Here is a 21,283-nt window from a genome sequence, read left to right as displayed (position 1 = left end):
TTTAAGTATCTAAAAAAGCGTGAGCTTCCGATGGATACTCTCGTTTCGAAACTTCGCGGTGGTACAGATTCACCGCATCCTTTACCGCCCCGCTAAGATTCCCAAATTTCTTCAAAAACTTAGGATGAAAGTCTTCATTGAGTCCGAGTAAATCTTGCATCACAAGCACTTGGCCCGAAGTATACTTTCCCGCACCAATCCCAATCGTCGGAATCCGAATGGATTCTGTGATTTCTTTTCCGAGAGATTCGGGAACCATTTCGAGTAACAAGGCAAAGGCGCCGGCTTCCGAAAGTTCTCTGGCTTTACGAACCATTTTGGATCGAGCTGCTTCCGTTTTTCCTTGGACACGATGACCACCAAGAGTGTGAACTGATTGCGGAGTGAGACCCAAATGAGCAAACACAGGAATTCCTGATTCGGTCATTCGTTTTGTGAGTTCGATAATAAATTCAGAATCCCCTTCCAGTTTTACACAAGAAGCATTGGTTTCTTTGAGCACACGGCCAGCAGAACGAATCCCTTCTTCAATAGATGTTTGGTAAGATAAAAACGGTAAATCGGCAACAATGGTTTTGTCGGGAGCTCCCTTACACACAGCTTTTGTATGGTAGATGATTTCATCTAAAGTAACAGGTAGTGTAGAATGATTTCCTTGGATCACCATTCCGAGTGAATCACCCACAAGGAGGCAATCCACTTCTGTTCTATTAAAAAGAGTAGCAAAGGTATAATCGTAACAAGTGACGACAGAGATGGGTTCTCCCGCATCGTATTTTTTTTTATACTGTAGAATAATGTTTTTCATGGTTTAGTTCCAAAAAGAGTGCATACACTCCAATTTCTCCCATATCGGTTAATAGCTGTTTGATGAAAGGTCTTGAATAAAGCGAATGGTGAGGCAGGTGTAAAAAATCTGTTTTCATCACTACGGCTTCATATGTAAGAATATCAATATCAATTTCTCTTGGGCCCTTCCAAGACCTACGTTTACGGCCGAGTTTGTCTTCAATCGCTTGGAGGGAATCCAGTAAACAAGGGAGAGTGAAAGCAGACGATACCATCACTTTTAAAATTTGGTTTAGAAAGTAAGGTTGGTTTGTATTTTCCAGTGGAGCTGTTTCCAACCGCTCCGATTGTTTTAAAATTTGCACTTCAGGTAAGGTAGAAATTTCCCAAATTGCCTGGTCCATAAAATGGTGTCTGTCACCGATGTTGGAACCCAGAGACAAAAAGGCAATGTTGGAATATTTCATAATCTTACCTCTTTACAAACTTAGTGCGATAATCGGGACATTTGAGTTCAATTTCTTTGGTCATTTCCATGAGCCTGGAATAAATGCGACCTTGACCACGATCTCTCCACTCGACTAGTGAATGATTGGATGTGAGAAGCGTGAGTTTTTCTTGTTCATAACGACTATCAATCAGATCGTATAACTTTCGATTGTTGAATTCGGATTCTTTTTGTACACCAAAGTCATCAATCACAAGTACATCTACATTCGCAAATTCTCTTTCGATGGAACGTTCTTGTCCGTGAGTTTCGCTATCTGATTGGTATGTATCGCGAATGGCTGACAAAAAATCCTTATTCACTTTAGCGTATTTGCATGTAATCCCATAACGAAAAATAAGTTCGTTCAAAATGACACAAGCGAGTAAGGTTTTTCCTGACCCAGTCCCACCCCAAAGATAAAACCCTTGCGGCGAAAAATCTGCGTTCTTAAATTTATGAACGAGTTCGTTTGCCCAGTCGTGAGCAATAATAAAGGACATATCGGGATCGTTTGCTGTGTCACCAATGTCGATATTGGACAAAAATTGGAAGCGGTACCTTGCAGGAATGTTGGCTTTTTCGACCAGATTCTCCCAATTTCGCAGGGAAAACCGTGCGTTGTGACAAACACAAGGAAGCATTTTGTCTAACTTTCTATCAAAAGTCATATAAGGGGCTTGCCCTTTCGACTCACAAGTGTTACAGTCGCTTCCGATACAATGGCAAAGGACAAGGGCACCAGAACGAGAGCCGCGAACATGTTCGGCCAAGGTAATCCCAACCCCGCCACAGGTTTTACACTGTGGATTTCCGTCCCGGATGGCAGTAATTTCGGATAAATTCATCTCCAAGGAGCAATCTTCTCGAATTCTCTAAGCTGTCAAGGAATGAGATTTTTTAGGAGTTTCAGGACTTATGTCCCTTTAAATCAAAGAGAATCGGAAGAAAAAGTTCATGATTAGGTTTTTTTCCTCATTAAATCGTTATTATTGACTCTTGCCATTCCGATACTTTCATTGAAGAAATAGATAAACCTATTCCTTCAAAATATTGAAAGAGACAAAAGGGTCACACGACTATGAAGATTATTAAGTATCTCCTTATTCTCCAACTGGTGTCCGGCTTCAGTGTGCTTTTCGCACAAACTCAGCCTGCGAACGCTCAAGATAGCCAAGCGGCTAAAGACCAAGTCGACGAACTTCTCAAAGGCGAACTCGTTCCTGAGAATGACGATGCGGAACTTACCGAAGACCAAAAAAAGAGAAAGAAAGAAATTATGGAACAGGAATCTCTTTGGAAGAATCCTGATTTTAAAGGGTATAACAAAACTTTCCAAGAGTTACACCAACTTTCTAAAACTTTCGCCAACAACCAATTCCGTTTGGCTCTTTCCAACTACCAATCCGGTGTTAACACTGTGATGAAAAATAGAGATTGGGTGGAACAGTACCGCAAAGAAGAAGCTGAGAAAAAACGCTTAGATGAAAAATGGTACTGGCAAAAAGTAGATCGTAAATCTAGAGAAGAACGAGTTGTTTACCGTGAAAAAATGAAAGCGAAACAAGACGCTCTCAATTACTTCTCTAAGGCGATCAATCACCTTGATGAAATTAAAAACCCTGACTTAAGAGAAAGACCTGAGTTCAAAAGACTTCTTTCTGACGTTTATCGTTCATGGATTATGGCTGAGTATGACCTTCAAAATCTTCCTCAAACCATCCCAATTCTTGAACTTTACATCGAAATCGATGATAACGAAAAAGAATATCCTGCTCACAAGTATCTTGCAAGTGCTTATAGCTTTGAAGAAAACATGATCAAAAAGACAAAAGGTCCAGATGATATGCTCTTCAAGTATCGTTACAAAAAGAACGTTCACTTACTACGTGCCACTGAGTTAAAATATGGAAAAGATTCTCCTGAATACAAACATATTGTTAACGTAATCAACCGAGATGAGGTTATTTCGGTAGCACAATAATCCCGAAAACATCTCTTTCAATGAGAAAGCCCGGCTTACAACCCCGGGCTTTTTTGTTTGGATTAAAATTGATTTTCCAATTTCCTTCTATTTAATTTCCTTAAGCACCGTTTTCGTTGGCATTCGAAAGAAACTAAATAGTCCTAAAGCATACAAACTCACAGTCACCAAACAGATTCCTAAAAACACTAAACATAGTTGTCCATAAGGATAAACACTTCTGAGTTCCAAAACGGAACGGTTTAGAACTTCGTTGGAAACAACAGAATAAACAAGTCCCAGTAAAAACGAAATCACAGAAACAAGCAATGCTTCGCGAAGAAAATGTTTTACCATAAAACGACTGTTGGCACCAATCACTCGTAAGAGTGCGAATTCCCTTTTCCTTTCGGATTGGCTGGCATATAACGTTGTAAATACGAGAACAAAAGAAGCTGCTAAGATAAAAGCAGTCATCAAAGCCATCATCTGTGTCACCTTTTCTAAAATTCCCATAAAGGCTTGGATGGTTTTTTCTGTGTCGATTACGGTAATGTTCGGAAAACGATTCACGATTACCTTTTGTAATTGGTATCGACTTTCTCCAGAATCAATGAGTAAGGAAACAATATAAAACCGGGGAGCATTTTCCAAAATTCCCTTGGAAAATAGAACCACAAAATTTGGTTTCATATCCGCCCAGTTCACCGAACGTAAGTTAGAAATTTTTCCAGAAACTTCACGCCCTTGGACATTGAAAGTAAGTTCATCACCCACTCCTGCCTGCAAATAACCTGCAAAATCCCTTTCCACGGAGATTTCATTTCGTCCCGATTCGTCCCACCACGAACCTTTGGTCACTTCTTCTGTATCATACAACTCATCTCGGTAGGATAAAAAGTATTCTCGGGTTCTTGCAGTAGCCCGCCAATTCCGATCCATTGCGTTTTTGATCGTATCTTCTTTTTTGATGGGTTCGCCATTCACTTTGGAAAGCCTTGCGCCAATCACGGGAGCCAAATATTGTTTTTCCACTGGAAAAGTTTTAATGGCAGTTAGCAGGTCCTCTTTCTGTGTTTCCCTGATGTCGAGAAGAAACATATTGGGCCTACGTTCAATCTCACGAGCACCGCTTAGTTCCAGTAAACTCTCTTGTAAAATCAGTGATAAGGTGAGGATAAACAGTGCTGATCCAAGTCCAATGATGGATAGGCGAAGGGCTCCTGATTTACGTGTGACTTTTTTTGTCACAAGGCTCCATTCTTTGGATAACCATCCTAGTTTGGATACTTTTGCGATAAGTAGTCCAAGGAAAATGTACAATCCGTACACTAGAATGGGTAAGGTTAATAAAACCAATGTAAATAGGATTCCTTTGAAAATACTTTCTGTTTCGAGAACAGCAAGGCTGGTAAACAAAATGTAAATCAAAAGGAAAGATCCAAATTGCCATTTGGATGTGGAAAGTTTTCCGCTGGTTTGTGATTCTACTTCTTTTAAAGCAGCAAGCGGTTTGACAGATCTTGTTTCTAAAACGAGAGGAATGGAGATAAGAAGTGGAAGGATCACTCCCAACACCAAACTCCAAAGTATGGAAGAAAAAGAAAATCCAAATACAATTCCTTCCTCGACAGACATCAGACCACTGATATCCGGTAGTACCGATTGGATCCCATAGCCAAGGACAAGACCAAGAGTGGTTCCGAAGATTGATAAAATGAATATCTCAGCAAAAACCAAAAGTAAAATCACATTCGGTTTGGCACCAAGACACATAAGGATGGCGATTTCGTTTCGTTTTTCAAGTAACCTAGTTCTTACGGCTGTATAAACAGATATGGCTCCTAAAAAAAATCCTGCTAAAGCGAGAAGTGCCATATAATCAAAAGTGTTTTTGATAAACTGTTGGGATCCTGAATTAACTTCTGTATTGTGATAAATAGTTAAATCTTCTTTGATGAGTGCTTCAAACTCTTTGTCCTTCCAAACCAAACTGTCTACAGTTTCTGGAAATTTCGCATAAATGGTATAACGAATTCGACTTCCTCTTTGGACAAGCCCCGTTTGGTTTGCAGTATCTCTTAAAATGATGGATCCTGGAGCCGATCCTACAAATGATCCCACAGCTCCTGGTTCTTTTACCACAATACCAGCTAACACAAGTAAACTATCACCCAAACGGACTCGATTGCCGATTTTTAGTTTTAAGTTTTCTACGAGCGACTTATCGAGTAAAACTTGGTTTGGTTTTAAATTGTGGTAAGCATCTTCTGGTTCTGTCTTCATTTCCCCGTAAAAAGGATAGTTGGTTTCGACTGCTTTGATAAAACTAAGCGAGTTTTCTTCCCCCGATTCATTAGAAATCATGGATAAAAACTGGATGGAAGCGCTGGTTTCTGAGCCCTCCGGAAGGCTTGTTTTGACCAATTTTTCAGCTGTTTTTGTGATTTCTTGAGGGGATTGCAGGGCAATATCCGCCCCCATAATCGATTTTGCCTCTCGTTTGATTGCATTTGCCGTATTGTCTTTGTAGGAATGGATTCCAATCACCGAACCCACGCCAAGAGTAATAGAAACAACAATGAGAAGTGAATACCGAAACCTAGAAAAAAGCTCACGTTTTAGATAAAATCGAAAAAGGGATGTCTTCATCGACTGACCTGCTTAGAACCATTAGTCGTTTTCTTTTGTTTGGTGGTCTTTTTTGCAGTCAGGTTTTTGGAAGAACTGGAAGTAGATTGTTTTTTATTCCTAGAATCCGAAATAATTTCCCCATCTTTCATTTCTAAAACACGATCTGCTAGTTTTGCCACATCTGGATCATGAGTGACCACAACAAGAGTGGTGCCTTGTTCTTTGTTTCTGTACAACAAAAGATCCAAAACCGTTTTGCTATTTTTAAAATCTAAATTGGCAGTTGGTTCATCAGCAAAGATGATTTTTGGATCGTTCACAAAACTTCTCGCAATGGCAATTCTTTGCTCTTCACCACCTGACAACTGTTTTGGGAAGTGAGTGGCTCTGTGAGACATAGACACAGATTCTAAAATTTTTTCAGATTTTTTTAAAATTTCAGCTTCTGATAGAGATGATTTTAAGTACAATGGAATCCCTACATTCTCAATGGCATTGAGTCCAGGGAGTAATTGGAAGTTTTGAAAGATAAAACCTATCCTATCTGCACGTAAATCAGCTAAATTAGATTCATTTTCCTTTGTTAAATCGGTTCCATCCAGTGCTACAACCCCAATATCAGGTTTATCTAGACCGGCCGCTACACCAAGTAGTGTTGATTTGCCTGAGCCAGATGGGCCTATAATCGCTACAAATTCACCCGTTTCAATGCGAAATGAAATATTTTTCAACACATCAATCGTTTCCGATTCATTATGAAATGACTTAAACACATTTTTAAATTCCAACACTAGGTTTTTCCCCCAAAGATTTTATCACCTAACAAAAAAGACATGACTAATAACGGGCATTTATTAGAAAAAATACCGCCTAACAACGATTTTTCAATTTTTTCCATAACAGTTATATTTTTTTTAATTTTCATTTTCGTTCCAACTATATTGCACCGATTCGAAAAAATTCTGACAAATTTTTACTTATCTTTTTGAGCGTACATCCTAATTTTTTTTGACCCCAAAGGGCTGGTTTCATATAAAGTAACTTCATCGTAGTGTTTGCCCGATCCCCTTTTTTGGGATTTTTCGGGAGTTATGAACAGCACTGTCGATAAGCGGACTCATACAGGTAAATATAGAATGCTCGAATGCAATACAAAGATAAATACTGCAGACTTTATGAATGTGAAAATCAACAATCTTAAACCTTGTGCGGAATGCGGATCCGTCACAAACCTTTATCAATACAATCTCTGTAAAGTTTGTCTCTCCAAGAGTTTCAAAAAGCTTGTAAAAATCATCGACTCCGTGAGAAAGTAGAATTACTACACTTTCTCTACGTTAGTCGATGAATTATCCATTCCAAGATATTGAACAAAAATGGCAAAAACACTGGGACGACCACCAGACCTTTCGCACAAACGCACACTCAACCAAACCTAAATACTATTGTTTAGACATGTTTCCCTACCCAAGTGGCGCTGGCCTTCACGTAGGCCACCCAGAGGGATACACTGCCACCGACATCATTTCACGACTCAAAAGAATGGAAGGATTTGAAGTCCTTCATCCCATGGGATGGGACGCATTTGGTTTACCCGCAGAACGATATGCGATGACCACAGGGATCCACCCTCGCACCACAACTAAGAACAATATTGATACCTTTCGTCGCCAAATCAAAAGCCTTGGGCTTTCTTACGATTGGGAAAGAGAAATCTCTACTACACATCCAGACTATTACCGTTGGACCCAGTGGATTTTTTTGCAAATTTACAATTCCTATTTTGACAGAAAGTTAAACAAAGCACTCCCGATTGTTGACCTCATCAATACTTTGGAATCAGAAGGTTCTGGTTTTTTTGAAGGAAAAGAACTCCCGAAAGGAATTCAGTTCTCAGCCGCAGATTGGAAGTCCAAATCTCGCAAAGAAAAAGAAGATATTTTATCCCACTTCCGCTTGGTGTATGAGGCCAATATCCCAGTCAACTGGTGTGAAGCCCTCGGAACCGTTCTTGCCAACGAAGAAGTGGAAGAATGGACTTCCAAAGGGTATTCTGTAGAAAGAAAACCCATGCGCCAATACATGATGCGCATCACTTCCTACGCCGAACGTCTATTAAATGATCTTTCTCTATGTGAATGGCCGACTTCCACTTTGGAAATGCAAAGAAATTGGATTGGTAAATCCGAAGGATTGGAACTTAGTTTCCCTGTTCCTTCTCTATCCAAAGACATCAATGTTTATACAACAAGACCTGATACGATTTTTGGTGCCACTTACCTTGTCCTTGCTCCAGAACATCCACTTGTGGCAGACCTTACCACGGCAGAACAAAAATCTGCGGTTGAAAAATACCAAAAAGATTGTTCTTTAAAAAGTGATTTAGAAAGAACCGAACTGAATAAAGATAAAACCGGTGTTTTTACAGGATCTTATGCGAGTTTGCCTACGGATCCATCTGTAAAAGTTCCAATTTATATTTCCGATTATGTTTTAATCTCTTATGGAACTGGTGCCATTATGGCCGTTCCTGCCCATGACCAAAGAGACTATGATTTTGCTGTGAAGTTCCAACTTCCTATCAAACAAGTCATCGACGGAAAAATGGAACCAAACCTGGCTTTTGATTCAAAAGATTCTGTTTGTATTAACTCTTCTTCCGCAGAAGTTAAGTTAGATGGTAAATCTTACAAAGATGCCTTCCAAACCATGTCCACTTGGGCCGAAGGAAAGGGAATTGGTCGTAAAAAAATCCAATTCAAACTCAGAGATTGGCTTTTTGCAAGACAAAGGTATTGGGGAGAACCCATTCCCCTTGTTCACTTTGCTGATGGAACTCCGAAAGCCCTTTCTGATTCAGAACTTCCTTTAGTACTACCTGACTTAGAAGAATTCAAACCTTCGGGAACTGGTGAATCTCCTCTTGCCTTAGCAAAGGATTGGCTTGTTTATACGGATCCAGTAACAGGCGAAGTTGGAAAAAGAGAAACCAATACCATGCCGCAGTGGGCTGGGTCTTGTTATTATTATCTCCGTTATATCGATCCAAGAAACAACGACAAACTCATTGATCCAGAACTCGAAAAAGCTTGGATGCCAGTGGAAGTATATGTTGGTGGGGCAGAACATGCCGTATTACACTTGTTATACTCCAGATTCTGGCATAAAATTCTTTTTGATTTGGGACATGTTTCTTCTCCAGAACCTTTCCAAAAATTGGTCCACCAAGGACTCATTCTTGGTGAAGACAAAGGAAAAATGTCCAAGTCTCGTGGAAACGTCGTTAATCCTGATGATGTGGTTTTAGAATTTGGTGCCGACACACTTCGTCTTTTTGAAATGTTTATGGGTCCGTTTGAGATGTCCAAACCTTGGAGTAAAAACGGTGTGGATGGAGTCTTTCGATTTTTAAATCGAGTTTGGAGGCTGTTTCATTCCGGTGAAAATGAATCCTTCTTTGTCGAAGATATCGAACCAAATGAAGCAGAGCTCAAAACCCTTCATCGTACGATTAAAAAAGTAAAAGACGATATCGATAGTTTTTCATTCAACACAGCTGTCTCTCAAATGATGATCTTTGTAAATGAATTCACAAGTAATCCTAGAAAACCAAAAAAAGTTTTTGAACCTTTTGTTCTCGCACTTTCTCCTTTTGCACCACATTTAGCAGAAGAACTTTGGGCCAAACTTGGTCATAAAGAATCACTTGCTTACCATCCTTATCCGAAATGGGAAGAGAAGTATTTGGTAGATGCCAATATTACCATTGTGGTGCAAGTGAATGGGAAGATGCGAGGAGAGTTCCTTGCTCCTCGCGACATAGAAGAAAAAGAAGTATTGAATCTCGCCAAAGCCGTGGAAAAAGCAAAACCATTCTGGGAAGGCAAAGAAATCAAAAAAGAAATTTATGTGAAAGGCAAACTTGTCAATATCGTAGTGGCTGGGTGATCTTTTTTATAAGATCACCATCACAAATATCAACACTCCAATCAGAACAATCGTCACAAAGGCACCCATTAACATAAACAAGTTGGCACCAGAAGATTTTGATTCTTGTGCCTGTGTATTTCCAACTTTTTTCTTAGCATTTTGACCCGCACCTTTGTTTGACCCATTGGTCATACCTGCTGGTTTTGGAATGGCAACTTTTACAGGATGTTCTTCTATGGAGTGTAGTAAATACTGATTTGGGCCTTCGGCAAAAATATGATATTCTGATTTATTACCGGCGATCCCAAGAAATTTTCCAACCACAGGTTCTTTAGAAATTTTTCCTTCTTCATCTATTAACCCGAGGATCTGTGCGTTAGTTAGTCCTTCCGGAGTTTCTGTGGGAACTCGAAAAAGAATTTCCATTCCTTCGACTAAATTATCAAACTCCACACCATTGATGGGGGAAATGACTGTTTTCATATTTAATTCTTTAGGAAAGGATGATCTGTATTGTGCGATTTGTCGTTCTAAAGAAGAAAGCTCACCTTTTACTGGTTCGGTGGAGATTCCAGGAACAGAAACTTCTTGCGCAGAGGCAGCTTCATCTTCTGGTTTCGGAATGGGCAAAATGACACCTTTCATTGGGTTTTCATATCGAAACTTTGCAGTTGAAAGTTTGTCTACTTCTGCTTGGAGTTTAATATTCCTTCCCTTGGTAGCCATAATGATTGGGTTTTCCAAAAGCTCAGAGATATGAGATGGATCTTTTTTTTGCCAAAGAGGAAGGAGGTCTTCTAACTTCTCTTTGGTGAACGCTCTATGAACTGCACGTCCTATGTTTTCGGAAATAGCAGGATCGTAACCTCCCGTTTTTCCAATATCTCCCAAGTCAGTACAGATTTGTACATGGTCCGCAAAAGTTCGAATCCTACGAAAAGTTGGTGAAGTTCCAACCACAGCATACAGTTCCATGATATGTTTTCGAATGGAGGAAACAAGAATGAGAACCATTCCGTTCAAACTGTCCAAATCGATTTTCACTTTTACAAGATAACCATCAGTAATTTTGCCTTGAAGAACTTCCTTGGCTTGTTCATCCGTAAACACGGCTTCTTTTGTCAGACCCATAAGGTCTGCTTGTCGTTTGAGTTGGTCTGCTTTTGAATTTAATTCGGACATTATTCTACAAACAATTGTTCGTGTGTCTCAGCTGATTTAGGTAATCCACTTAAATGTACTTCCACACGCGCAACAGTTTCCTTTTTCCTTTCAGATGAATATATAGAGAGCAATCGACGATCAAAACCAGACTGAGACAACAATATTTCTACCATTGTGATTCCCATTCCCGCTCCTTCCGTACTATCACCATGTTCCATAAAGAACTCGAATAGATTATCATATTTTTTAGCATTAATAAACTTTTCTTTTACTCGTTCTGCCTCAACTGGCAATAAAGGGAAATTATTTCTAATTTCTAGGTCGATTTTATCTTTTTTGTAAATACAAGTGATCTTTACAAAAAGCCCTGATTCCCTCATTTTCTTTTTATAAGAAGGGAACTTTCTTTCATTGAGACTAGATTTAAAGAGTTTCATTCCCTCTTCATAATCTAACAAATTTTGAATGTTGAGCTTGAGTTCTTCAAAAATGATTCGTTTGATTGCCGCTTTGGTTGAATTGACAATGAGTTCCTTAGCAGCAGTATAAAAGAGTTCCATCAAATCTTCACGACCAAGAGAACCCAAAATACGAAACAAAATGTACTTTAGTTTGGCTTCACCAATATCCCCCATCACATAAGTGATCATGGATACCTTTTTACCAAGCTCCACTGCACGATCCACGGAAGTGCAAAACTGAGAAGTTAGTTGGATCTCTTGGGACATACTGGTAAACTGAAAAAATTTGCCACCATGTAGGGGATTTGTCTAGCGAATTATCATTTCTTCAGTTGTTTACCTAGGATTTCCATCACTCCACTTAAGTTTGGTTTGCAAGGTTGGATGCGGTTCTTCAATTTCTCATCAATGTTAGGGATTTTCCCTTCATGAAAGGCAAGTTTGAATTCAGTGAACTTGAGTCCATTCGCAGTGGAGATCACAACCACGGACTCACCTTTCCCAACCACACCTGATTCTACAGATTTCAAAAGTGCCGCAAGAGCCACACCAGTATGCGGATCATTGTAAAGTCCATACAAATCACCACGAGCCGCAGCATTGGCCAACTCTTCTTCTGTGGCAACTTCCACAATTCCATTGAATTTCTTTAAAACACGAATTGCCTTTTTAACAGAAACAGGATCACCAATTTGGATCGCTGATGCTAAAGTTTTTTCTGCAGTCACAGGAGAAAAGTCCGCAAAACCTTTCTTAAACGATTGATAGAGAGGACTTGCATTTTTTGCCTGTGCCAAAATGATCCTTGGAAGTTTGTTAATGAGTCCAAGTTCCAACATCAGTTCAAATCCCATTCCAAGGGCTGAAACATTCCCTAAATTTCCCCCAGGGATCACAATCCAATCGGGAACTTTCCAACCTAACTGTTGTGTGATTTCAATGGAAATGGTTTTTTGCCCTTCAATACGAAGGGAATTCATTGAGTTTGCAAGATATATGGATTTTTCTTTGGTGAGCTCTTTCACCACAGCCATACAACCATCAAAATCTGTTTCCAGAGCCAAAACAAGAGCTCCATTGGACACTGGTTGTATGAGTTGAGCCGTCGATACTTTGTTAGCTGGTAATAAAATAATAGAAGGAATTCCTGCTTTGGCAGCATAAGATGCAAGAGCCGCAGAGGTATCCCCAGTGGATGCACAAGCAACCGCTTGGATGGGAACTCCATCGGCAATCATCTGTTTGACCTGGCTCACTAATACCGTCATTCCTAAATCTTTAAAAGAGCCGGTATGCGATACCCCACATTGTTTAACATGAAGGCTCGCCAGTCCCAAATCTTTAGCAAAACGAGAAGCGTCATACAAATGGGTGGTTCCTTCCCCTGAGGTAACAATATTTTCATCCTGAATTCCTGGAAGGACCCATTCCTTTTTCCCCCAAACCCCAGAAGCATTTGGAAATTGGCTAGAACGGAACCGAGATTCAAATTCTGATTTCCAATCGGATGCCGAAACTTGTTTGAGACTGTCTACATCATGTTCGACATTCAAAAGTTCCCCGCAAGCTTCGCAGGAATAAATCACTTGGTGGAGGGGATAGGTTTTGCCACAAGATTCATTGGTACAACGAAACTGTGCTCGGAATTGATATTTTGTAAGTGACATAGACTTCTCTAGGCTTCAGATTTACGGAAAGTTCCTTTTCCATTCTGGAGAAAGGGGAAAAATGCACGAATGATTTTTATCGTTTTTTGATGGATATGGAAACAGAAACTAAAGTCTCCCGGTGGTGGTTCAAATTCAAACGTTACACTCGACGTAGCCTTTTGCTGTTTTTATTTCTCTGTTTCCTCCTATTTGTCCGCATTTTTTTATTCCAAATTTATTCCATCCAAGGGAATTCCATGTATCCAACCCTAGAACATGGGTCGGTGGTTTTTGTTTGGAAAGGTGGATTTGCCATTTCCGCAAAATTCTTTGGAACTCCCCTACTTTATACAGATCCAAAAATTGAAAAACTAGATTTGGTTTTATTTGTAAGCCAAGAAGATGAATTAGTCGTCAAACGAGTGATAGGTTTACCAGGGGAATTTTATTCCATCGAATCTGGACGGGTATTGATCGATTCCACGGAGTTATTGGAAAATTATCTTCCCCAAGGAACCTACACAAGCGAACCAAGTACTTCCATATTTCTGAATCGTCACAACTCTCCTTTTCTTGCAATGGACAAACAAGGAAGGATCCCTCCAGGTTATTATCTTCTCCTAGGTGACAACAGACAATATTCAACGGACTCACGTTCGTTTGGACTTGTACCTGTTGAAAAAATCAAAGGCAAAGTTATCTTTTATTTCTAACAATGACTGAATACAAACAACGTTTTAAGTATATTATTCTTTTTATACTCTTCCTTTTTGGAATATTACTTTTTAGAGTAATTTATCTCACCTATTTTAATGATAATATTATCAATCTAAAGTCGAGTAAGTATGTACAACGAGGAACTATCTATGATAGACGTGGGATTGAACTTGCGATTTCTCGTGAATCGGCAACGGTAGGAATTGATCCCACAAATATTTATGATCCAGAACTCACTGCACAAGAGTTAGGTCCTATTCTTGGAATTCCTCCAAATAAACTCATCGAAACCATACGAGAAAAACAAAATTACTTTTTATTAAAAAGGGAAATTGAACTTTCTAAAGCAGAAAAAATTAAAGCTTTGTCACTTCCTGGTGTTCGTGTGGAAAAAGAATACAAACGAATTTATCCACAAGGAAGTTTGGCTGCAAGTTTACTTGGATTTACTGGTTACGATGACGACAAAGCACTCTCAGGCCTTGAGATGTTATTCAATTTAGAATTATTATCGACTCCCGATGCAGAGTCCAGCAAAGGAAACAATATCCACCTAACAATAGATAGCATCATTCAATACAGACTAGAAAAATCGTTACAAAAAGCTTTCCTACAAACTGCTTCCAAACGTGGGATTGGTATGATTATGGATACGGAAACAGGAAAAATTTTGGCAATGGCTTCCTATCCTAATTTTGATCCCAATCATTTCCAGGATTTTCCTTTGGAATCCCATTCAAATTGGTCCATTCGTCATGTGTATGAACCGGGATCTACAATGAAAATTTTCATTGCCCTTATGTTACTGAATGAAGGAAAAATCCTCACCAATGAAAGGTTCCATTGTCCTGGATATATTGAAATTGGAAAAACCACCATTCGTTGTACAGACAATCATGGTTATGTGAATTTGGATGAAATTTTACAATACTCTTGTAACGTAGGTATCATCAAAGCAGCACAAAAAATTGATGAAGCAACTTACTATAGTTATATGGAAAAATTTAAGTTTGGAAAACGAACCAATTTTTCAATTCATGAAGCCAAAGGATATTTACCTCCTTTAAACAAATGGAACAAAAGTACACCTTACTTTTTATCCATTGGACAAGGACTTTCTGTCACACCAATCCAACTCATCACTGCCGCTGCAGCAGTTGTGAATGGCGGAATATTATTTGAACCATCAGTTGTCTCACAAATTACCAATTCTTATGGGGAACTAGTGCATGAGTTTTCGATTAAAAATGAACTTCTCGGAATCAAAGAGGGAGCTGCTAAAAAAACTCTAAACGCAATGGGCAAAGCTGTCTCCCAAGGAACAGGGAAAAAAGCCTATTTAGAAAACTACTTTATTGCGGGAAAAACGGGAACTTCACAAAAAGCAAAAGCAGGAGCGGGATACCAAGCCGGTCTTTTTACCGCGAGTTTTCTTGGATTTTTTCCCGCAGAAAAACCCAAGTATGTGGGTCTCATTGTTTTTGATGAACCAGGGGGAGAGGCCCATACAGGTGGTGGGATTGCAGCACCTGTCTTTCGTGAGGTGGTGGAAAGTATTATTCCGATTGTGGAAAAAAGTGAGAAGGCCCTGGTTTACCGCTTAAAAGGCGAAAGAAATAAAATCTATAAACTGAATACCAATGTGATGCCTGATCTAACTGGATTTACAGCATCAGAAACCATTCAAATTGTAAAACAACTACAACAAGAATTTAAAATCGAAGGATCAGGCTTTGTCAAATCACAAGAACCAAAAGCAGGATCTCCACTTTCACCCAATACTACGATCAAAATTATTTTGGAACCATAAGTGAACCATTCGAATTTGGAAAAAAATCTAGCGGCTATACCATCTCCATTAGCAGAAGTAATTCTAAATTTAGGAAATCCATCCGAGACTACGAATTCATTAGATTCCGAATCAAATTATACTTACCAACTAACAAAATCTAAAACAGGAGATCCTACATTAGAATTAGATGGAGTTTGGATTCATAGTCGGTTTGATCCCAAAAAAGAAGCAGAACGATTTGCCACCGAACTTCCCCATGACGGCAGCGAACGCATTTATCTATTGTTTGGTGCTGGTCTTGGATATATCATTCCTTACCTGATAGAAAGAGAAAAAGTAACCATCATTTGGATGGAACCTCATGCGTTTTTCATTAAGGAAGCATTCCAAATTTTTGATTTTTCCAAAGCACTGTTAGAGGGAAAACTAATCCTCATCACAGGTCAAGGAATGGAAGACCAACTCTCTGAAGCTGTCAAAGGAAAGGGCACTCATCCTATTAGTTTTGTTCCTCACCGCGGCTCTTGGCAATGGAGAGAATCCGATTATTTAAAACTTCGCCATACCGCCGAACAGATGTTTCACAAAAAAGATGTGAACCTTGCCACACTCACTCGGTTTGAAAAAATCTGGGCCAAAAATATTTGTTACAACCTTCCTGAATTATCTAAGTATCGTCCTGTTTCCGATCTATTTGGAATTGCAGAAGGGATCTCTATTGTGGTTTGCGGGGCAGGTCCAAGCCTATCCGAATCCATACCTGATTTAAAAAAATACAGAAACCAATTTCTGCTTCTAGCAGTGGACACAGCCCTTCCCATCCTCACCTCTTTTGGTGTTGATCCTGATTTGATTTTTTCTGTAGACCCGCAAGCCTTAAACAGCCAATACCTCGAAGATTATGTTGGAGATGGGATTCTTATTTTTGACCCCACATCCACTTATTTAAGTTTGCGATTAGACAAAGGACCAAACAAGGGTTTTGTGACTTCTTCTCCTTTTCCTTTGATTGGACTACTGGAAAGAACTGGCCCCAGTGAAATTGGATCTGTTCCTTTTGGAGGTTCCGTTTCCACCAATACCGCAAGTCTTGCCACTCTTATGGGTGCCCAGTCTGTTTTTTTAGTGGGTCAGGACTTGAGTTTTACGAAAGGTCTTGCACATTCCAAGGGGGCCGTACTCGAAGAACGATTGAACTATTTAGAATCTAGAAAGTTTCGCCGAGAAAAACATAACTACAAACAGCTGTTTGCTTTACCCCAAAAAAAAGTAACAGGAAACTTAGGGGAAACATATATCACCAATGAGAAGATGTTAATCTTTAAAAAATGGTTTGAAGACCATGCCAAAGAAAATCCTTGGACCAACCTCACCAAGTTTGGTACCAAATTAGAAGGAATTCCTCATTCCCATTTTGAAAAGGAGTTTGCGAGTGATGAAAACGAAATAAAAATCCAAACTAATTTAGTACAATCCGTTCGCAGTCAAATCCAATCTCAGCTGAAAAAAGAAGATCCCTTTTTCGATCAAAAACAATTGGTTTCAGAAATTAAATCCACAACAGAAAGTTTATTAGATTTTGTATCCACTGTCAAACGAGGACTCACAGTTTCAGAGAGGATTTACAACCAAATCAAACGAAACCAAATCAATCCCAAAACTTTTTCCGAAGATATCAAACAAATGGATGCAATTGATGAACAAGTGTCTAACAAAAAGGGTTTGAACGAAATATTAAGTTTAGGAATCCAAAGGGTGATTTTAACCATCACGGAAGGTTATGATGACAACCTAACTTTGGAAGAAAAAGAAGATCCGAGGCTAGCTGTGGCAAAAAAATCTTTGTTGTTGTATGAAGGTTTGTATACATCCGTTCAGTCCACCAAACGGATGCTCACCAAATCACTCTATCGTCTGTTGCAATGAATGTAACTATTCGTTAACAGATAAAACAGTAAAATCTACCCGTCTATTTTTGATTCGACCAGCTTCCGTAGAATTAGATTCAATTTCTGCTGTTTCACCAAATCCGCGATAGTCGAGCTGTGTCACACTGACACCATTTTTTACTAATTCATCAAAGATAAATTTTGCACGTTCATCGGATAAAATTTTGTTTTCATCCATTTCACCAATAAAACATGTATGTCCTTTGATTCGAATGCGAACTCCAGGATAAGCCTTTAGTGCTTCTGCCAGAGTGGCAATTTTATCACTCGCACTATCTTCTGTTTGCATACTTTGTTTGATAAAACGAATTTGTAAATCATTGATATAACGAATGGCCGAAGCTCTGGATTCAAATCGGTTAGATATCTTACCTTGGGATAATTCCACTCGTTCCAAAGATCGTGTTCCTGTTGATTCCGAAGAAACATTTGATTCTTGGTTTATGTTATCTGAGGATTTTGAACTACGATTGCAACTTCGGATTCCAAAAATGATGAGAACTATAAAAAATACAAATATCAAACTGAGTAAAATAATTCTTCCAATTCGATTTTGTTTTGGTGTGATTTGAAATTTATTCAAAGCAACGAGTTCATTGTATTCAGGAGTAGGAGCCACCTCATCATGCGATGTCTCCCCAAATTCATAACTTTCAGTATAAGGAGTGAATCCTTCATCGGAAGCTTTAACAGCACGAGCGGAACTTCGTCTTGTAGTAGTTTCTTTTTTTGCGGATGATTTAGCCGAAGATTTTTTCTTTGCAGCTGGAACGGAGATTTTTGCTGCCCACTTACGAATTTCAGAACGAAGGTATTCGTCAGCTTCAGGAGAAAATTTAAACTGGTCGCGAATGTACTTTACAGTGCGTTTTTCCACATCTGTGTAATCACCGCCATCTTTTATGGCATCAAATAATGTTTTAGCAACGTTTTTGCCAATAGGAGCTTTGCTACGTTTGGTGGCTTTTTCTGCAATTTCTAACAATTCATTATCATATTGTTTACCACTGATGGTACGGTAATAACTATCTGCCACGTGAAAGCTCCTTAGTAATCATATCGACAGGTAAGGTCAATCTATCCATTCTTTTCTGGAGTTTAAGTGTTGAATCCGTCCAGAAATTGGTTATTTTTGATCTTATATTGCAAGGAACCACGACTAATTCCTAGAAGTTTAGCAGCCTCTTCCTGCGTGGAGACTCGTTGGAATGCCTCTTTAATCCAAATTGCCTCCAATCTTTCGATGGCAATATTAAGAGATAAATTTTCAGAGGGAGAAAGGATTTCTGTACCCACACCAAAACTCTGAACCTTCGTAGGAACCTCAGATTCACGTTTGCCATCTTGTAGAAATGAATGTGGTTCCAAAACTGTTTCCGGTGGTACAAGGACTGCATATTGAATGACACTTTGTAATTGCCTTACATTCCCACTCCAAGGCATTCCTGTAAGTGCCTTTAACGCATCTGTTGAGAACGTTTTGTTCCTTCCATACTGTTTATTGTATTGGTATAAAAAATGATGTGCAAGAAGAGGAACATCTCCTCTTCTTTCTCTTAGTGGAGGCACCCTTAAAGGAACTTCTGCTAGGCGGTAATACAAGTCCATAGAAAAAGTTTCTTTTTGGATATCTTCTAATAAATCTCTTTTGCTACCTGTAAAGATCCGAATGTTTAAAACTTCGTCCTTCTTTTTGGCAGAAGGACTTGGCATCGTTTTATCTCTTAAAGTTTGAAAGAGCCTAGTTTGTAAATTGGTAGGTAAATCTCCAATGGACTCAATGTATAAAGATCCGCCGTTGGCTTGTTCCAATTTTCCTGGATTGAATATTTTTCCGCTTTGGCCACCAAAGAGTTCTGCTTCTAATAATTCATAACTAAGTCCCGAACAATCTACTGAAAGAAATGGGCCATTCTTTCTTTGGGAAATATAATGTAATGCTTTAGCAATGAGTTTTTTACCAGCTCCCTCTTCTCCAATGATCATCACTGAGGTATCAGAAGGGCCTACTTGACGAATTCTATGTTTTAGGAATAATATACTCGGATCATATCCAAGAATTTCTTCAACAGGATCTTCTTCTCGTTTGGATTTTTCAAATGCTTCTTTGGCAATACGCTCTTCAAGGATAACAATCGTTAATTGAGAAGCAAATAAAGTTGCTTGGTTAATGATATCGGATGAGAAAAAATTTACCTTATCCGATTCTAAGTTTAAAACTCCAACAGTAGAATCTCTCGTTAACAGAGGAATGGCAAGTTCGGAACGAACCGTTTCGATGAGTTTTACATAGTCTTTATCTAAAGTTACATCGGGAACATAAATGATTTCTCTGGTGGAGGCAGCACGCCCAGTCACACCTAAGTTAAATGGAAGTTTGGCGGCGATTTTTTTCTCCCAATCCATCCCTTTTGCCGCAACAATCGTAAGGACTTTTTCTTCCTGGTCCATAATGGATATACTACCGGTGGAGGCTCCAAACAAAGTCAGAGTCATATCCAAAATGAAATTCAATCGATCCGTAATATTCGGAAGTTGTTGAATTTCTTTTTGGATTTTCCTTAAAGTACCGGAAATATCCTGTTTTACAGACATTTGATTATACTTTCGCGTTTGCCTTTTGGTTTGTCAGGTATTTTAAGTAAGCAATAATAAAATCTTCCAAGTCTCCATCCATCACAGCATGAACGTTTCCTGTTTCAAAATCCGTCCTGTGGTCTTTTACCAAATTGTAAGGGTGAAACACATAACTTCGAATTTGTGATCCCCAAGAAATATCACGTTTTTCACCCGCTTTTTTTGCGTTTTCTTCTTCCGCTTTTTGTTTTTCCATTTCATACAAACGAGCACGGAGCATTTTCATTGCCGTGTCACGATTTTTGATTTGGGATCTTTCCATCTGGCATGAGACCACGACACCTGTAGGAATGTGTGTGATTCGGACAGCAGAGTCGGTAGTGTTTACGTGCTGTCCCCCAGCACCCGAGGAACGATAGACATCCACACGAAGGTCTTTTTCTTCGATGTTCACTTGGATGTCATCATCAACTTCCGGTGTTACATAGACGGAGGCAAAGGAAGTATGTCTTCTTTTGTTAGAATCAAAAGGGGAAATACGAACCAAACGATGTACACCCGATTCACATTTTAAATAACCAAAAGGATGATCCCCTTGGATGTAAAGCGTGGCATTTTTGATTCCTGCCGTTTCCCCCGGTTGGTAATCCACAAGTTCCGCACGATATCCTTTTTGTTCACAAAATCTTGTGTACATTCGCAGTAACATATCGGCCCAGTCTTGGGATTCCGTTCCACCAGCCCCTGGATGGATATTGATAAAAGCTGCCTTGCCATCATCTTTACCAGCAAGAGCATCTAACATTTGTAAGTTTTCAAAAGCTTCAAACATACGATCAAAATCATCGTTTAAAGATTTTAAGCCAGTCTCCCCCATTTCTTCCGAAGTGAGTTCTATCAAATCAGGAAAATCGAGAAGTTCCTTTTTTAAATCCAACCAAGGATCTAATTTTAATTGTAACTCGTTTCGTTTTTGCGTGACTGTTTTTGCTTGGTCAGGAGAATCCCATATTTTTGGATCGTTTGCTTTTTCAATGAGTGAGGATAAACGGTCGTAGTCTTCTTGGAAATTTTGTGCCGTCCAATACGTTTGGAAAGTCTCAATCATTTCTGATGTTTGTTTTTTTAATTCTTTTAGTGATCTATCCATAATGCGTAAATCCGAAGTGGA

Annotated in this window: 16 protein-coding genes; 5 read left to right on the top strand and 11 right to left on the bottom strand. The window is 39.2% G+C overall.

Translation table 11 applies throughout. The annotated features are described in order from the left end of the window. Position 1: 1 nt before the first annotated feature. The 3 genes from panB to CH364_RS00290 are packed head-to-tail and all read right to left on the bottom strand — an operon-like array spanning position 2 to position 2,124. Entirely contained in the window at positions 2–808 is an 807-nt protein-coding gene (panB, locus tag CH364_RS00300) for a 3-methyl-2-oxobutanoate hydroxymethyltransferase (RefSeq protein WP_100741652.1), read from the bottom strand. After that, positions 783–1,256, bottom strand: a complete 474-nt coding sequence (gene folK / locus CH364_RS00295) for a 2-amino-4-hydroxy-6-hydroxymethyldihydropteridine diphosphokinase (RefSeq protein ID WP_020776805.1) — start codon at positions 1,254–1,256, stop codon at positions 783–785. Before folK ends, panB begins: the two co-directional genes overlap by 26 nt. A 4-nt stretch (positions 1,257–1,260) precedes the next feature. Continuing rightward, positions 1,261–2,124 (bottom strand): ATP-binding protein, encoded by an 864-nt coding sequence (locus CH364_RS00290; RefSeq protein WP_165779464.1) that lies wholly within the window; start codon positions 2,122–2,124, stop codon positions 1,261–1,263. A 233-nt stretch (positions 2,125–2,357) separates the two neighbouring features. On the opposite strand from CH364_RS00290, the gene fcpA reads away from it, so the two are divergent. Beyond that, complete coding sequence (gene fcpA / locus CH364_RS00285) at positions 2,358–3,260, top strand: flagellar coiling protein FcpA (protein ID WP_100741650.1); 903 nt, start codon at positions 2,358–2,360, stop codon at positions 3,258–3,260. Positions 3,261–3,347: 87 nt separating this feature from the next. Here the strand turns inward: fcpA and CH364_RS00280 are convergent, their stop codons facing one another. Both CH364_RS00280 and CH364_RS00275 read right to left on the bottom strand, forming a co-directional pair. Beyond that, complete coding sequence (locus CH364_RS00280) at positions 3,348–5,891, bottom strand: ABC transporter permease (protein ID WP_100741649.1); 2,544 nt, start codon at positions 5,889–5,891, stop codon at positions 3,348–3,350. Continuing rightward, positions 5,888–6,664 (bottom strand): ABC transporter ATP-binding protein, encoded by a 777-nt coding sequence (locus CH364_RS00275; RefSeq protein WP_100741648.1) that lies wholly within the window; start codon positions 6,662–6,664, stop codon positions 5,888–5,890. Before CH364_RS00275 ends, CH364_RS00280 begins: the two co-directional genes overlap by 4 nt. A 553-nt stretch (positions 6,665–7,217) precedes the next feature. Here CH364_RS00275 and leuS point away from each other — a divergent pair. Further along, positions 7,218–9,821: a leucine--tRNA ligase gene (gene leuS, locus CH364_RS00265; RefSeq protein WP_100741647.1), complete on the top strand. Its 2,604-nt coding sequence runs from the start codon at positions 7,218–7,220 to the stop codon at positions 9,819–9,821. Positions 9,822–9,827: 6 nt separating this feature from the next. Here leuS and CH364_RS00260 read toward each other — a convergent pair whose 3' ends face one another. From CH364_RS00260 to thrC, 3 genes are read right to left on the bottom strand one after another with little or no spacing between them, the layout of a single operon-like run. Continuing rightward, positions 9,828–10,985, bottom strand: a complete 1,158-nt coding sequence (locus tag CH364_RS00260) for an LIC10486 family protein (protein ID WP_100741646.1) — start codon at positions 10,983–10,985, stop codon at positions 9,828–9,830. After that, positions 10,985–11,695: a hypothetical protein gene (locus CH364_RS00255; protein WP_100741645.1), complete on the bottom strand. Its 711-nt coding sequence runs from the start codon at positions 11,693–11,695 to the stop codon at positions 10,985–10,987. Before CH364_RS00255 ends, CH364_RS00260 begins: the two co-directional genes overlap by 1 nt. Before the next feature lie 53 nt (positions 11,696–11,748). Beyond that, complete coding sequence (gene thrC, locus CH364_RS00250; RefSeq protein ID WP_100741644.1) at positions 11,749–13,095, bottom strand: threonine synthase; 1,347 nt, start codon at positions 13,093–13,095, stop codon at positions 11,749–11,751. A gap of 89 nt (positions 13,096–13,184) precedes the next feature. Between thrC and lepB the strand changes: the two genes are divergently transcribed. Genes lepB through CH364_RS00235 form a run of 3 tightly spaced genes read left to right on the top strand, consistent with a single transcriptional unit; the run spans position 13,185 to position 17,512 of the window. Further along, on the top strand, positions 13,185–13,790 hold the full coding sequence (lepB, locus tag CH364_RS00245; protein WP_100741643.1) for a signal peptidase I: 606 nt from the start codon (positions 13,185–13,187) through the stop codon (positions 13,788–13,790). 2 nt (positions 13,791–13,792) lie between these two features. Beyond that, on the top strand, positions 13,793–15,604 hold the full coding sequence (locus CH364_RS00240; RefSeq protein ID WP_100741642.1) for a penicillin-binding protein: 1,812 nt from the start codon (positions 13,793–13,795) through the stop codon (positions 15,602–15,604). Next, positions 15,605–17,512, top strand: coding sequence for a motility associated factor glycosyltransferase family protein (locus tag CH364_RS00235; RefSeq protein WP_100741641.1), 1,908 nt, complete (start codon positions 15,605–15,607; stop codon positions 17,510–17,512). It abuts the gene before it with no gap. Between the two features lie 6 nt (positions 17,513–17,518). Here CH364_RS00235 and CH364_RS00230 read toward each other — a convergent pair whose 3' ends face one another. The 3 genes from CH364_RS00230 to prfB all read right to left on the bottom strand — a co-directional run bounded on the left by CH364_RS00230 (position 17,519) and on the right by prfB (position 21,262). Continuing rightward, positions 17,519–18,571, bottom strand: coding sequence for an OmpA family protein (locus CH364_RS00230; RefSeq protein ID WP_100741640.1), 1,053 nt, complete (start codon positions 18,569–18,571; stop codon positions 17,519–17,521). Between the two features lie 62 nt (positions 18,572–18,633). After that, complete coding sequence (locus tag CH364_RS00225) at positions 18,634–20,130, bottom strand: sigma 54-interacting transcriptional regulator (protein ID WP_100741639.1); 1,497 nt, start codon at positions 20,128–20,130, stop codon at positions 18,634–18,636. Between the two features lie 4 nt (positions 20,131–20,134). Beyond that, positions 20,135–21,262 carry a peptide chain release factor 2 gene (gene prfB / locus CH364_RS00220; protein ID WP_100741638.1) on the bottom strand — a complete coding sequence of 376 codons (1,128 nt, stop codon included), beginning with the start codon at positions 21,260–21,262 and terminating at the stop codon, positions 20,135–20,137. Positions 21,263–21,283: the final 21 nt, after the last annotated feature.

It is taken from the genome of Leptospira harrisiae (assembly GCF_002811945.1).
Taxonomy (GTDB): Bacteria; Spirochaetota; Leptospiria; order Leptospirales; family Leptospiraceae; genus Leptospira_A; species Leptospira_A harrisiae.
The sequence above is the reverse complement of the archived record's forward strand: the minus strand, read 5'-3'. Positions and strand labels throughout refer to the sequence as shown.

Bases quoted from the DNA above. Each gene is read 5' to 3' on its own strand.
- CH364_RS00255 (WP_100741645.1), bottom strand. From the start codon at position 11,695: ATGTCCCAAGAGATCCAACTAACTTCTCAGTTTTGCACTTCCGTGGAT.
- panB (WP_100741652.1), bottom strand. From the start codon at position 808: ATGAAAAACATTATTCTACAGTATAAAAAAAAATACGATGCGGGAGAA.
- CH364_RS00260 (WP_100741646.1), bottom strand. From the start codon at position 10,985: ATGTCCGAATTAAATTCAAAAGCAGACCAACTCAAACGACAAGCAGAC.
- lepB (WP_100741643.1), top strand. From the start codon at position 13,185: ATGGATATGGAAACAGAAACTAAAGTCTCCCGGTGGTGGTTCAAATTC.
- leuS (WP_100741647.1), top strand. From the start codon at position 7,218: ATGAATTATCCATTCCAAGATATTGAACAAAAATGGCAAAAACACTGG.
- folK (WP_020776805.1), bottom strand. From the start codon at position 1,256: ATGAAATATTCCAACATTGCCTTTTTGTCTCTGGGTTCCAACATCGGT.
- fcpA (WP_100741650.1), top strand. From the start codon at position 2,358: ATGAAGATTATTAAGTATCTCCTTATTCTCCAACTGGTGTCCGGCTTC.
- CH364_RS00240 (WP_100741642.1), top strand. From the start codon at position 13,793: ATGACTGAATACAAACAACGTTTTAAGTATATTATTCTTTTTATACTC.
- prfB (WP_100741638.1), bottom strand. From the start codon at position 21,262: ATGGATAGATCACTAAAAGAATTAAAAAAACAAACATCAGAAATGATT.
- CH364_RS00290 (WP_165779464.1), bottom strand. From the start codon at position 2,124: ATGAATTTATCCGAAATTACTGCCATCCGGGACGGAAATCCACAGTGT.
- thrC (WP_100741644.1), bottom strand. From the start codon at position 13,095: ATGTCACTTACAAAATATCAATTCCGAGCACAGTTTCGTTGTACCAAT.
- CH364_RS00225 (WP_100741639.1), bottom strand. From the start codon at position 20,130: ATGTCTGTAAAACAGGATATTTCCGGTACTTTAAGGAAAATCCAAAAA.
- CH364_RS00280 (WP_100741649.1), bottom strand. From the start codon at position 5,891: ATGAAGACATCCCTTTTTCGATTTTATCTAAAACGTGAGCTTTTTTCT.